At 44.7% G+C, this 14247-nt stretch carries 10 protein-coding genes, 1 pseudogene and 1 riboswitch; of the genes and pseudogenes, 10 read left to right on the top strand and 1 reads right to left on the bottom strand.

Annotated features, from left to right (window positions below):
- Positions 1 to 4 precede the first annotated feature (4 nt).
- From FU659_RS14775 to FU659_RS14795, 5 genes and pseudogenes are all read left to right on the top strand, one after another.
- Complete coding sequence (locus tag FU659_RS14775) at positions 5 to 1129, top strand: Zn-dependent alcohol dehydrogenase (RefSeq protein ID WP_147948294.1); 1125 nt, start codon at positions 5 to 7, stop codon at positions 1127 to 1129.
- Positions 1126 to 2295 (top strand): iron-containing alcohol dehydrogenase, encoded by a 1170-nt coding sequence (locus tag FU659_RS14780; RefSeq protein ID WP_147948295.1) that lies wholly within the window; start codon positions 1126 to 1128, stop codon positions 2293 to 2295. The genes FU659_RS14775 and FU659_RS14780 overlap by 4 nt, the downstream gene beginning before the upstream one ends.
- Complete coding sequence (locus tag FU659_RS14785) at positions 2292 to 2837, top strand: DUF2179 domain-containing protein (RefSeq protein ID WP_147948296.1); 546 nt, start codon at positions 2292 to 2294, stop codon at positions 2835 to 2837. The genes FU659_RS14780 and FU659_RS14785 overlap by 4 nt, the downstream gene beginning before the upstream one ends.
- A 159-nt stretch (positions 2838 to 2996) precedes the next feature.
- Positions 2997 to 4301: an RNA polymerase factor sigma-54 gene (rpoN, locus tag FU659_RS14790; RefSeq protein ID WP_147948297.1), complete on the top strand. Its 1305-nt coding sequence runs from the start codon at positions 2997 to 2999 to the stop codon at positions 4299 to 4301.
- Between the two features lie 8 nt (positions 4302 to 4309).
- A pseudogene (locus tag FU659_RS14795) lies at positions 4310 to 5209 on the top strand (NAD(P)-dependent malic enzyme); the annotation flags it as partial.
- 936 nt (positions 5210 to 6145) lie between these two features.
- Here the strand turns inward: FU659_RS14795 and FU659_RS14800 are convergent.
- Positions 6146 to 7279, bottom strand: coding sequence for a glycoside hydrolase family 88 protein (locus tag FU659_RS14800; RefSeq protein WP_187274158.1), 1134 nt, complete (start codon positions 7277 to 7279; stop codon positions 6146 to 6148).
- 266 nt (positions 7280 to 7545) lie between these two features.
- Here FU659_RS14800 and FU659_RS14805 point away from each other — a divergent pair, with 266 nt between their 5' ends.
- The 5 genes from FU659_RS14805 to FU659_RS14820 all read left to right on the top strand — a co-directional run bounded on the left by FU659_RS14805 (position 7546) and on the right by FU659_RS14820 (position 13781).
- Positions 7546 to 9825 (top strand): AraC family transcriptional regulator, encoded by a 2280-nt coding sequence (locus tag FU659_RS14805; RefSeq protein ID WP_261807825.1) that lies wholly within the window; start codon positions 7546 to 7548, stop codon positions 9823 to 9825.
- Entirely contained in the window at positions 9810 to 9914 is a 105-nt protein-coding gene (locus FU659_RS37185) for a helix-turn-helix domain-containing protein (RefSeq protein ID WP_261807827.1), read from the top strand. The genes FU659_RS14805 and FU659_RS37185 overlap by 16 nt, the downstream gene beginning before the upstream one ends.
- 202 nt (positions 9915 to 10116) lie before the next feature.
- A complete protein-coding gene (locus FU659_RS14810) occupies positions 10117 to 11751 on the top strand; it encodes a type 2 periplasmic-binding domain-containing protein (RefSeq protein WP_187274159.1) in 1635 nt (544 codons plus the stop codon).
- Between the two features lie 173 nt (positions 11752 to 11924).
- Entirely contained in the window at positions 11925 to 12884 is a 960-nt protein-coding gene (locus FU659_RS14815) for an ABC transporter permease (RefSeq protein WP_147948299.1), read from the top strand.
- 18 nt (positions 12885 to 12902) lie between these two features.
- Positions 12903 to 13781 carry a carbohydrate ABC transporter permease gene (locus FU659_RS14820; protein WP_147948300.1) on the top strand — a complete coding sequence of 293 codons (879 nt, stop codon included), beginning with the start codon at positions 12903 to 12905 and terminating at the stop codon, positions 13779 to 13781.
- A 309-nt stretch (positions 13782 to 14090) separates the two neighbouring features.
- Positions 14091 to 14181, top strand: a riboswitch (cyclic di-GMP riboswitch).
- Positions 14182 to 14247 lie beyond the last annotated feature (66 nt).

Here is a 14247-nt window from a genome sequence, read left to right on the forward strand (position 1 = left end):
CAAAATGAAAATGAAAGCAGCCGTGATGACGGAAATCGGAAAACCTCTTTCTATTACTGAAGTAGAGCTCGCCGAGCCTAGGGCAAATGAAGTGTTGGTCAAAATTGAAGCAACCGGCGTATGTCACAGCGACTACAACGCCTTATTCGATGAGACAACGCTGATCCCTACCATTCTGGGCCACGAAGGAGCTGGCACTGTTATGGAGGTGGGTCCGAATGTGAAAACAGTGAAACCCGGAGATAAGGTCGCCTTAAGCTGGGTTCCGTTTTGCGGAACCTGTGAATTTTGTCAGACAGGCAAGGTGAACTTGTGCGAATCCGCATTTGGACCGATGTTTGCAGGCACACTTCTTGATGGAACAACCCGACTGAGTATGAATGGAAATAAGGTGTATCATAATTCGCTTTTATCGACGTTTGCCGAGTATACGGTTGTCCCGGAAATGAGTTGTGTGAAGCTGCCGGATGAAATGCCTTTCGCACAAGCATCCTTGATTGGCTGTGGCGTGGCTACCGGTTATGGAGCCGCTGTACGAGCAGCGGAAGTAACGCCAGGCTCAACGGTAGCCGTATTTGGCATCGGGGGCGTTGGCGTTAATGCCATTCAAGGAGCCCGTATTGCGGGTGCCTCCAAAATCATTGCTTGCGATTTAAAAGCACAGAATCTCGAAATTGCCAAGAAGTTCGGAGCTACACATACCATTAACGTTGGAGAAGTCGACGTACCCGAGGCCCTAAGGGAGCTGACCGGAGGCTTCGGTGTCCATTATGCGATTGATTGCACGGGAAATACAAATGCGGCCTCATCGGCGTGGCAGGGGACTCGCAAAGGCGGAACTATTGTTGTCATAGGCGCTTTCAATCCTAAAAAGGAATTGGCGCTTCCGGCAGGCGGATTTCACCGAGTCGGCAAAATCCTTAAAGGCAGCTTTTACGGGGATGTCCATCCGTTCCGTGATTTCCCCATCATTGCCCAATTGTATTTGGACGGTAAGCTTGAACTGGATGAACTGGTGCTTTCTCGCATTCGTTTGGATGAGATTAATCAAGCATTTGACTCGTTTCATGATCATTCTTGCTTAAACGTAGGACGGACCATCATCGAATTTGGGAGGAACGGACAATGAATGGATTTGAATTTCAAGCGAAGACGAAACTAGCATTTGGTATTGGACGTTCCCATCAAATTGCGGATGATGTTAAGGCCCTGTCCAACGTGTCTATAGCGGTGCTGATCACGGACCCGGGACTTGTTCATCTCGGAGTTCCGGAACCGATTCTTCAGGCTCTTCAGGACGGCGGCATAGAAGCGTATTTGTTTTTCGATGTGCAGAGCGATCCGTCCAGCACATCAATTGACCAGGCAGCTGCCATAATCCGAAATTCAGGAGCAGACTGTGTCATCGGACTAGGCGGCGGCTCGGCCATGGACGTGGCTAAGATGGCAGCGTTGGTTGCGGGAGCAGCTCATCCTGCGGAGCATTATGCATTAATGGCGCATCCTTTCGAAGCGAAACGGGTCAAATCGATCATGATTCCGACGACTTCGGGTACGGGGGCAGAAGTAACCAGTACGGTCGTATTCTCCACAATCGAGAAACGCAAAGTTTGGGGCTGGGATGCGGACATGGGACCGGATCTGGCTGTGCTGGACCCGACACTGACCGTCGCTTTGCCCCCGCACTTAACGGCAGCAACCGGTCTTGACGCGATTGTCCACGCCATTGAAGCCGTTGCAGGAAAACGCAGCAACGCAATGATTCGGGCACTCAGTCTCGAAGCGATTCGTTTACTCAGTCAATCGCTGCTTACAGCTGTTAAGGAACCGGCCAACCTACAGGCGCGTGGCGATCTAAGTCTTGGCGCAATGCTCGCAGGTATGGCCATCGAACAAGGAGGCACGGGAATCGCTCATTGCATAGGTCATGCGCTGGGTACGCTAGGGCGTGTACATCACGGGCGTGCAGTGGCCATTGCGCTTTACGATACGTATGACTGGAACATAGAAGCCAATGTTTCGACTCATGCCGATATTGCACGCGCGCTTGGCGTCATCGTTCAGGGGCAGGATGACCTGGCCTTGGCTAGGGCAGGCGCTGCCCGGTTCCGTCAGCTTGTTGAAGCAAGCGGACTTCAGCTTTCGCTTGCGGGGGAAGGTTTAAGTACAGCGGATTCGGATACATTTGCTGAAATTATGCAAGCGGAGGAAAATGCGCCTATGCGCAATAATAACTGTCGAGCTTCTTCCACCAGTGAGCTTAGACAGTTTGCTCATGCTATTTTATCTCGATGACAACACTATTGATCATTCTTGCTCTGCAGGTTACTTATGTGACCATGCTGACAACTCGGTTTATCCTGATGGTCAAGGGGTTTCGTTACATTGCTGCTTTGATGAGCGCTTTTGAGATCGGTATTTATGTCATTGGCTTCAAAATCGTGCTGGATCATTTGAACGAACCGATTAGCTTGATCGTATACTGTTTAAGTTATGGGTTGGGCATTCTTTTAGGGACAAAGGTAGAAGAACGCTTGGCACTAGGATTCGTAACGGTTCAAGCGGTGACCAGAGATGAATACGGACATATGGCTGGGGAACTGAGAAGCAAAGGTTACGGAGTTACGGTATGGCCCGGTGAAGGGAAGGAAGGAGCGAGATGGGTGATTTCCATGGTCATTCATCGCAAAGAACAGCAGCTGCTTTATCAAGAAATCTTAGCCATCGATCCGCAGGCTTTCGTTGTGTCGTATGAGCCGAATTTGTTTCATGGTGGTTTTCTAATCAAAAAATCATTGTGGAATCGGCCTCCTTTGGTAGAAATGAAACGGAAATAGTGGTGTAAAGGCCGGTGTTCCTCATGGGAACATCGGCTGTTCCCGTATTTTTCATGAGGATTTGTATGTTTTTACTAATAATGAAGTAAGATGATCATAAGGAAATACTGCGTATGAAAAAGGCCACTTGGGACGGGTTTTAAGTTGGGGGTGTGAAAAATGTTCCACAATCTTGTAACCGCTGTAGCGCAAAATGTTCATTTGCATGTAACACCGGAGCTCAAACAATCTCTTTTTATATTGCAGCAATCTTCGGAGGAGCTGGGTGAGTTTCTGCAAATGAAAGCCGTAGAGAATCCGATGCTTAATATAGAATGGCCCTCTATGCGTTTTGGGATCGGTACGTCTTCGAATTTGGCAAGCATAGATTCTAAAGATCGCTTGTTAAGCAATATTAGTAAAGCTGAGGATACCATTGAATCCATGCTGCTTGCTCAGCTTAGGGTGAAGAATATTTCTATGAGCGCCTATGCTGTTGCAGCTTATTTGGCCGGGAACCTCAATGAATCCGGATACTTGGATGTTCCAGTTGCCGTAGTTTCTGAGGCACTCGGTATAGGCGAAGAGGAAGTCATAAAGGTACTGGTGTACCTGCAAGCCTTGGAACCAGCGGGTATCGCTGCCCGGGATCTAAAAGAATGTTTATTGCTGCAAATTAGACGTGATTCTAATCCCGACCCATGGGCAGAGATTGTCATCGAGAAATATGTGCAAGAACTCGCCGGAGGCAAGTTAAAACAAATCGCAGACAAGCTGAATCTTACCTTGGATATACTTCGGAGAACACAGAATTACATCCGTACGCTCAATCCTCGCCCAGGGATTTCATTTGGTGAACAAACGCAAAGTTATAGGCTTCCGGATGCTATCATTCAAAAGGAGCACGGAGAATATGCGTTGTACATGACCGACGCTTATCTTCCGAAAGTGGCTCTTAACAAGGAGTACCACACCCGTTTATTGGGAAATATGACCAAAGAGGGATCACTTTATCTGCGGAAGCAGACTCATGATGCGGAGCAACTGGTCAAAAGCCTAGAGCAGAGAAAAACAACATTAACGCGGGTTATTGAAATCATCTTGGATGAACAAAAATCTTTTTTTGACGTTGGAGTTTCCCATTTAAAGCCGATGAACTTAAAAACGGTTGCCGCGCGTCTGGATCTTCATGAATCAACGATCAGTCGTGCGGTGCAAAACAAATGTATCCAGACTCCGCAAGGTTGGTATGAATTGAAGTTCTTCTTCCCCTCCGGTATATCCACAACTGACGGAGAGAATACATCCGGAGAGAGTATGAAATCGGAAATCAAATCTTTGATTCATCAAGAGGATAAAAAACATCCGTTATCCGATCAACAGCTAACGGATCTCTTGGTCAAGCAAGGCATTCAAATCTCACGGCGAACAGTTATGAAGTACCGCGAGGAAATGAAAATTCCCTCATCGAGGCTTCGTTCCTAGCCTTGCTTACGCTCGCGGGTGTTGATGCGTTCCCGATTTGTTTGGACACACGGGATACGGACGAAATCATTCGAACCATTAAGGCTATTAGCCCGATATTCGGCGTTATTAATCTGGAAGATATTAGTTCCCCGCGATGTTTTGACATTGAAACTAGGTTGGCTGACGAATTAGACATACCCGTTTTCCATGACGATCAGCACGGAACAGCGGTTGTTGTGATAGCAGGTCTTTTGAATGCGCTTAAGGTTGTTGGGAAACGGATTGAAAATATCCGTGTTGTGGTAAATGGGATAGGTGCAGCAGGCGTATCGATTTGTAAAATGCTGCTTTCAGCGGGAGTTACACGTCTTGTTCCTGTGGACCGAGAAGGCGCGATCCTTCGAGGAGGAACCTATTCACACCTCATGTGGCAGTGGTTGTCGGAGCAGCCTCAGGTTGAAGCGATTGAGGGTCTCTTGCCCGATAGGCTGCAAGGCGCTGATGTGTTTATCGGCGTTTCGAGGGGAGGCTTGCTGCATGCACAAGATGTGCAGCGCATGGCAACCAACAGCATTGTATTCGCTATGGCCAATCCGCACCCGGAAATTGACCCAGAGGAAGCTCTCCCTTATGTGCGCGTTTTCGCAACAGGACGCAGCGATTATCCAAATCAAATTAACAATGTGCTGGTATTCCCGGGCATTTTTAGAGGAGCGCTCGATTGCCGGGCACGCCATATTAACGAGCCCATGAAGCTTGCGGCAGCGAGAGCCATTGCTTCCGTTGTTACGGAGAGCGAACTGAACGACCAGTATATCATCCCTAGTATTTTCAATGATCAGGTGGTGATTAAGGTGCGTAAAGCTATTATCGAGGCTGCTATTTTAACGGGAGTAGCGCGCCGAATCCCTCCTGATTTTAGATAATGTTACAGTCGTCGTTTTCTTGTTTTGCTTTTCTTAAGGCTCCGACTATTCTTGGTTCATTAGTAACTTACCAAAAATTACAAGGGGATATAGCGGTAAAGTTTGCTCAATTACAATAAAATGACTAGGACCCTATCTTCATTAGTAACAACGTAAAAAATCTGCTCAATCTCTCGCTGCTGCGAAATGAGATCAAGCAGATTTTTTTCAGTTGCTTCTAGAAGTGCCTGCAGATTTTGTGTACGTGATTATTTAAATTTGATAAGTCTGTTTTTCATTCTTAAAGAGATGTTGCCAGTCGCTTCTCTATCTGTAACGCTGAAAAACAGCTTTAAATCTCAAGTTTTCGTCCGTTCTCTCATTTTTCATCTCTGTAAGTCGGTTTTTCATTCTTACAGAACCGCTTTCAGGGACATCTCTGTCTGTAACGCTGAAAAACAGCTTTTAATCTCAAGTTTTCGTCTGTTCTCTCATTTTTCATCCCTGTAGTAAGTCTGTTTTTCATTCTTACAGAACCGCTTTCAGGCACATCTCTATCTGTAACACTGAAAAACAGCTTTAAATCTCAAGTAGCTCATCTGCTCGGTGCTTTTTCACCTTTCTAAAGCTGTTTGTGAGACTGTTGAACAACTCCAGATCGTTGGTCTACAATCGATATTTATGAGGGAAGGGGCATGAGAGAAAAATAAATAATCGATTGAAAACGATCAGACAGCCCTACTATCTGCTTCTTAGTCAAACTTTAATCTCCTAAAAGAGTTGTTAGCCCAGTCTCGTTTTCCGTATTACAGCAATCAGTCAGGAACTGATGGCTATTCTCGAATCAAGTCTGCTGCAGTACTTAGTCATTCTTTTGCTGCAGCACTTAGTCATTTTTTACGTCTGCACTTAGTCATTGTTTACGTCTGCACTTACTCATTTGTTTTGCCGCGTCACTTACTCATTTCGTTCGTACCAGTAGCCTGGTGCTCCTTTTGTAAGTCTCATTAATGCTTCCACATAAAAGTAATCACCCCAAATGACAAAATCGTCAGGGGAAAGATCGCCACGCACATAATAAGAACCATGCTTCAACAAGCCTTCCGCAGAAGGGTCATCCTTCGTAGAATAATTCGTAACCAAGGAACTCATGGATCGTTCGACCGCTTGTTTAAAAAACGAGTAGTCGGGATCTTCTTCGTTCAAATGCTCCAATAGTTCCAATATGCCGCAGCAGGCGATGGCTGTCGCCGAACTGTCTCGGTAATTGTCAGGAGCATCGGGTAGATTGAAATCCCAATAGGTCACATAGTCTTCCGGCAAATGTTTAATAAAGTAATGGGCCATTCGACGGGAGGTTTCCAGGAACAGAGGATCCTTCGTGTATGTATAAGAGAGAATAAAGCCGTAAATTCCCCATGCTTGTCCACGCGTCCAGGTCGATCCGTTGGAATATCCTTGATGGGTGCTTCCGCCAACAGGCTCCCCCGTTTCCATATCAAAAGTGAACGTATGGTAGGAAGAATCGTCCCCCCGTACCAGGAATTTTCTGCTCTTGGTGGCATGAGTGACGGCAACCTCAAGGAAACGGGCATCTCCGGTTTTCTCATAAGCCCAATAAAGGAGCGGAAGATTCAACAAGCAATCAATGATGATGCGACCGCCGTTTTGCGGATCTCCTGCTTGACCCCATGCTTGAATATATTGCCCTTCCGGTCGCCATCGTTGTAATAAGACTTCTGCCGCACGGAGGCCAAGAGCTTTCGCAGATTCATCTTTTTCGAGGATCCATTGAGCTACCGCTGAAGGAAGATAGAGAAAGCCGATATCGTGATGATCGAGAACCTTATGTGTATCCAAGCGGCGTTCAAAACTTGCAACGGTTTGTACCGCTGCTTCCCGGTAGGCTCCGTCCGCTGTGTATTCGTAGCACATCCACAGCAAGCCGGACCAAAAGCCTTCCGTCCAATCTTCATGGTCGCTTCTTTTATAATCGCCTCCATGAATGCCTGTCCAGGGAAACAAATCCCCGAATTTGCCGATATTGTTGCGTGTTTTAACCAATACGTCATCCATTGCTGCAGTCCACATGTGCATCCCGTCCTTTGTCCGTATGAATTGTACCCGTTCATTATAAGTTGAAGGTTAGAACGGAAACAGATTGAATAACGCCAATGTGAGTTCGAAAAAGAAAAGCGAATGAACAATTTGTACAATTCGATTTACAGTTTCTACAGGATGGCTGAAAAGGCACGATTTTGGGCATATCTGGTTTTACTTAAAGGGCCGGTTTATGTCACAATAGAACAACCTGAACGTAGGTTACAAATCGGCATTTTCGCTCGGAGGGAACTATTATGAAGCTGGAGACAATTTGGAGAAAGCGAAAGAGTGTCATTTTCAGATGGCTCGTTTCCTACACAGCGGTCGTTTTTTTGCCTATCCTCATGAGTGTAATCATGTATCGGGAAGCCAGCATCAATTTGAAAAGCGAAATTAACCGCGCTAACGATGTATTGCTGGAGCAGGTGCGCGATAAAATTGATGCGCAAATTGACAGTATGAAAAGGCTGGATACAGAAATTACATGGAACTTGAAAATCCAGGATCTGTTTTATACGAATAAACCCAAAAATGAAGCTCAATATACAGCTTATCAAATCGTAAACGATTTTAAAGTTTATAAAACGTCCTATCCTTCTATCGATGATTTTTTTGTGACATGGGACCAGGAACAATCCGTCTTATGTCCGGGGTGTGTTCGGGATTTTCAAGTCGCTTACGATACGTCATATAATACGGGCGCGAAAACCTATGAGGAATGGTTGCAATCGGTCTTACATTCTTCGGGCAATAGGTTCATTCTGCTCCCCCGATCGGATGCCTCCGAACCTAAGCAATCCTTAGCATATATTACCCATTTGCCAGGCGGGACTAGGGCAAAGTCTCCAGGTACTGTCGTGATTATGACGGATGTTGCTTGGTTTCATAAAGCGGTAGAGAATATTCAAGGTTTTAGCGGGGGACAAGTGTTCATTATGGATGAATCTAACCGCGTATTAATCTCTAATACCAACGAACCGCCATCGGCACTCGTCTTGGAGCAAGTAGAGCAAGCGGAAAGTACCTCCATGTATAAGAAAAATACATTTGATCAATCTGAAATCTTTTATAATAAGTCCGCTGTATCAGGATTAAAATATGTCTCCATTATTCCCAGCCAAATTTATTGGAAAAAAGCCGAATATGTTAGACACTTCACTTACATCAGTATCGCCATCAGTATTTTAGGAGCTGCCCTTTTGACGTTTTTCTTCATGCGTAGGAATTATTCACCGATTCAAAAATTGCTCCAAGTTCTGGCCGGAAGTAATAAAGATAAGGACGAAAGGCCGAATGGAGACGAAATGGGCTTTATTCAGAAAGCCGTTGTGCATGCACTCAGTGAGAAGGAAGCCATCTATTTACAACTGCAGCAGCAGCACCATGTCCTTCGCTCCAATATGCTCAATCGGCTGCTGAAGGGTAAGCTGGATGCGCACATCCCTTTTCAGGATGCTTTTGCTAAGTTTGATATTCGACTGGAATCCGATGATTTTGCCGTTATTTTGTTCTACTCCGAGGATGTGGAAGCCTTCTATTCCGGTTACCCTGAAATGGAGCTTCAGAACAAGAAAAGGCTGCTGTATTTTATAATGACGAACGTGGTGGAAGAGCTTGTTGGGCAAAAGGGGCATCGCGGCTATGTGGCGGAGCTTGATGAAATGCTGGCCTGTATCGTTAACTTCAATGAGGATGAAAAAGATCATCGCAAGGAAGACTTGCGTTTGATTACCGCCGAAGCCCAACAGTTTCTATTACAGCGATTTCATATCGAGCTTACCTTGTCCTACAGCGGTATTCATCCTACATTGGTCGGGATTTCGCAGGCTTATCAAGAGGCGTTGGATGCTATGGAATATAAATGGGTTTTAGGAAAGGCTGAGATCATTTCTTTTGATGAAATTCAAAAAGGTGATCTATCGGTGACGCAGCTTGGTTATTACTACCCGCTTCAAGTCGAACAGCAGCTGATCAACTTCATTAAAGTAGGTAATTTCGATAAGGCGAGCGTAGTCTTGAAGGATATCGCCGATCGGAATTTCAGTAAACCGTTAGCGTCCCTCACAATGGCCCGTTGTCTCATGTTTAATATGATCAGTACGATGATTAAAACAATTAATGAGATCGGTGGCACGGAAGACAGCTTCTTGGCGAAAAATCCCCATTGGATGGATCAAATTGCCGCTTGTGACACGATTAAAGAAATGTATGAGCAGCTCATATTTATACTGAACGACGTATGTGCTTATGCCGCATCGCGACTAGAATCCAATGTCACGAGGGTCAAAACGGATTCTCTTCGTGAGCTGATTGCTGATGTCATGGACTTTGTTCAGCAGCATTATGACGATATCAATCTGAATGTCAGCATGATTGGAAAGCAATTCGATATGAAGCCAAGTTATTTGTCACAGCTGTTCAAACAGCAAAATGGGGAAGGGCTGCTCGATTATATCGGGAAATATCGCATTGAAAAGGCTAAACAGCTCATTAGTCAAAGCAAATTCCCGTTGCGGATATCGCGAAACAAGTAGGCTTTAACGAAGCTGCTACCTTCATTCGTGTGTTTAAGAAGTATGAAGGCATCACACCAGGCAAGTATAAAGAACTAGAATCGATGTAGGGAGCGGACGATGGCGTCCTCTTCCTCTTTTTTTAGAAAAATTGTTAATCAAATTGGACATTGTAAACAAGTGTGAAACCTTTTTATCAATGGTTTTGGCGCTTTTCATTATATATTTCTACCTATGCATTCATCATAATGAGACGAGTAAACACATGCAATTGATAAATAGACACAAGCTATTATGGGAGGGACAATAAACATGAAACAGAAAAGAAAATTTTTTGCATCCGTTGCACTTCTGACGATGGTCGGTGCGGTGGTCGCAGGATGCTCCGGCGGTAAGAATGAGGCACAGCCCAAAACAACAAGTGGCACCACGGAGATCGCAGCAGGCGGCAGCGTATATCCGCTGAAAACAGACAAGAAGCTGACTTATTGGGGAGAATTGAACGGAAATGCTTCCAGTGTAAAACCAACCTACGATCAAGTTCCTTTTTTTCAGGAGTGGCAAAACCGAACGGGAGTCAAGCTGCAATTCCAACAGCCTCCTGCAAACCAAGCTAAGGAATCGCTTAACGTGCTGTTAGCATCCGGAGAGCTTCCGGATATGATCGAGTATACTTGGGGGACCGACTTTCCTGGTGGCGCACAGAAAGCAATTGATGACGGTTATATTCTTAAGCTAAATGATGCCATCGATAAATATGCGCCAAATTTGAAGAAATACCTAAAGGAACATCCGGAAGTGGATAAGCAAATCAAAACCGATGATGGCAGCTATTATGTGTTCCCATTTATTCGTGGCGATGAAGTGCTAAAAACCTATCAAGGTCCGATTGTTCGTAAAGATTGGTTGGATGAGCTTGGCTTGCCAGTTCCAACAACAATTGATGAATGGTATACGGCGCTTAAAGGATTCAAGGAGAAGAAAGGTGCAGCAGCCCCCCTTACCTTCCTAGGTACACCTACAACGTTGTTTGGATTAGACGGAGGCGCATTCATCGGCGCATACGGCGTTATCAAAAACTTCTATTTATCGAATGGCGATGTGAAATACGGTCCAATGGAACCGGGCTACAAGGAATTCTTAACAACGTTCCGCAAATGGTATGAAGAAGGGCTGATCGATAAGAACATTGCGACTGTAGATACCAAAACCATGGATTCCAATATGACATCGGACCGCAGTGGAGCCAGCGTATGGAATTCGGGAGCGGGTCTGGGCAAGTGGCAGCCTCTAATTAAGCAGAAGGATCCGAAATCACAGCTTGTGCCGGCACCTTACGCGGTTCTTAAGAAAGGCGATAAGCCGTTGTTTGGGCAAAAAGACTTCTCTTATGTGGCAGCCGGTTCTGTCGCTATTTCTGCCAAATCCAAAAATGTCGAAGCGGCTGTTCGCATGTTGGATTACGGATATAGTGAAGAGGGACACTTATTTTTTAATTTCGGTACAGAAGGCACCAGCTACAAGCTGGATAATGGCTATCCGAAATATACCGACACGGTCATGAACAACTCGGATCACCTTGCTCCGGCACAAGCGCTAGCTTTATATGCTCGCGGCGGATATAACGGACCATTCGTCCAAGACAAGCGATACATCGAACAATACTTGACGATGCCAGAACAGAAAGATGCGATTCAGTTATGGTCGCAAACGGATGCCGGGAAATATGCGCTGCCTCCGATTTCACCGAACCCGAAGGAAAGTACTGAACTGGCAACGATTATGAATGACGTGAATACGCTAGTCGATGAAATGAGCTTGAAAATTATTCTGGGAGCAGCGCCTGTAGATTCGTTTGACGGATACGTAACTAAGATGAAATCACTCAAAATTGATCGGGCCATTGAAATCAAAAAAGCAGCTTTGGACCGTTATAATAAGCGCTAATCGAAGGGCTGCGGGGAGTTACCTCCCCGCTTTTCTTTACCACATCAGAAAGTATAAGTTTTCGGCTCCCGAAAACCGCTTTCTGATTGGCGATAAAACCAACCTCTGAACGCGGTCGCTCATCATTGAATGGCCTCGATAGAGGGTTTCTCATCGGGAGGAGGAGTTTATGTATGAACCGGAATCTCAAGGCACCACTACTTAGGCCTTCTGCAGATGTTTCATTTCGTTCTAGAATAGTGAAGGATTTCCTGCTAAATAAGTATTTATACCTCATGATGCTCCCTGTCTTGGCGTACTATATTGTGTTTCAATACGCTCCTATGTATGGAGCCATCATAGCCTTTAAAAACTACACGCCCATGAAAGGGATTATAGGCAGCGATTGGGTTGGCTTCGACAATTTCAAGAATTTTTTCGATACGTATTACTTTTGGCGTATTTTAAAAAACACGGCGGTCATCAGTCTATACTCGTTATGTTTCGAGTTTCCAATGCCAATCCTTCTTGCTCTTTTACTAAACGAAGTAAGGAACAAGGCGTTTAAGAAAACAGCCCAGTCGATTGCTTACATGCCCTACTTTATTTCTATGATCGTCATTTGTGGGATGATCAAAGATTTTACAAACAGCGGAGGCTTTATTAATACACTGCTGATGCCCCTATTCGGCGGGGGTGGCGAAGCCATGCTTCAAAAACCGGGGATGTTCCGGTCCATCTATGTGTTGTCGGAGATTTGGCAGCGAATCGGTTGGGAATCCATTATTTACATGGCTGCTTTAACGGGAATTGATCAGGAACAGTATGAAGCCGCGCGAATAGACGGGGCATCGAGATTGCAGCAAATATGGAGAATTACGCTTCCCGGCATTTTGCCAGTCATCGTTATCATGTTCATCTTACGAACAGGAAACTTGCTAAATGTTGGGTTTGAGAAAATCATCCTGCTGTATAATCCCGTTACGTATGAAACAGCTGATGTTATTTCCTCTTTCGTGTATCGGAAAGGATTACTCGAATTTAATTGGAGCTATAGCTCGGCGGTAGGTTTGTTTAATTCGGTTCTAAATCTGATTTTATTAATAACGGCGAATCGATTGAGTCGTAAAGTGACAGAGAACAGTTTGTGGTAACGGAAGGAGGAGTGAAATATGCCAACAACAACGACGAGCCTATCCGAACGAATATTTGATAGATTTGTTTATTTAATATTATGTGCACTTATGGTTGTGACGATTTATCCACTTCTGTATGTCACATTCGCTTCGCTCAGTGATGCCGGTCAAATCGTATCTCACCAAGGGCTGCTCTGGAAACCGCTAGGCTTTAGTCTGGAAGCCTATAAACGGGTCTTTTCTAACTCGGCCATACTGAAGGGATACGGAAATACGCTGTTTATTGTTATTGTCGGCGTGCTGGTTAATCTGTTTTTAACCGCACTTGGCGCATTTGTACTTTCACGTAGGAATGTTTTATGGAATAAATTGTTTACTTTCTTGATTTTATTTACGATGTTCTTTAATGGCGGATTGATTCCTCTTTATTTGCTAGTTAAAGGTGTCGGACTTATGGATTCACTTTGGGCTGTTATTATTCCATTCGCGATTAATACATTTAATTTGATTATTATGCGGACTTCGTTCATGTCGATTCCAGAAGCACTTGAAGAATCCGCGAAAATAGATGGCGCCAATCATTTCGTGCTGTTGTTCCGAATCATACTGCCTTTATCTTTGCCCGTTTTGGCAGTCATCTCACTCTACTATGCGGTGGATAAATGGAATGGTTGGTTCTATGCCTCACTTTTCATTAAAGATAGGGATCTATTCCCGCTGCAAGTTATTTTGCGTGAAATATTGATTTCAAACTCAACGGATAGCATGTCATCAGGGGGAGGCGATCAGTTTCAAATCGGTGAAACGATCAAATATGCAACCATCATGGTTGCCACGGTACCGATTTTATTTGTATATCCCTTCCTACAGCGATTTTTTGTTAAAGGCGCCATGGTTGGGGCTGTTAAAGGCTAATGTGAAAAATGACGACAACGAATTGCTAGTCCTATGTTTCGAACTACCTATAAAAAGTCTGCTAGAGCCTATAAAAGAAGCTCTAGCGGACTTTTTTTATGCTTCAAGAACTAGTAACTTTGGACCATCCTGTAGGTTAAAGTAAGACCTTAGGGTGAGTGTGAAGCAAATAATTTCATATATTCGACAAATTTTTCTAAATATTAACACAGATATGAATAAGTAATTGTAAATTGAGTTGAAAATTATCTATCAAATGGTAAAATGAACAGGTAATATATGCTAATAATGGATACCATAATATGACAATTGCATAAGGGGCAAATCCGCCGGAAGACGGAGACGCAAAGCTAAAGGGGCCAACATGCGCAATATGTGCATCAGCCAGCCAGTTGCCAAGACTGAATTTGTTAATCAGTAGGGCAGCTCCAATTGGCAGAGTTGCTTTTTTTATGCAAATAAGGAG

The organism is Paenibacillus sp. N3.4 (assembly GCF_008017805.1).
In the GTDB taxonomy this organism is placed as follows: Bacteria; Bacillota; Bacilli; order Paenibacillales; family NBRC-103111; genus Paenibacillus_E.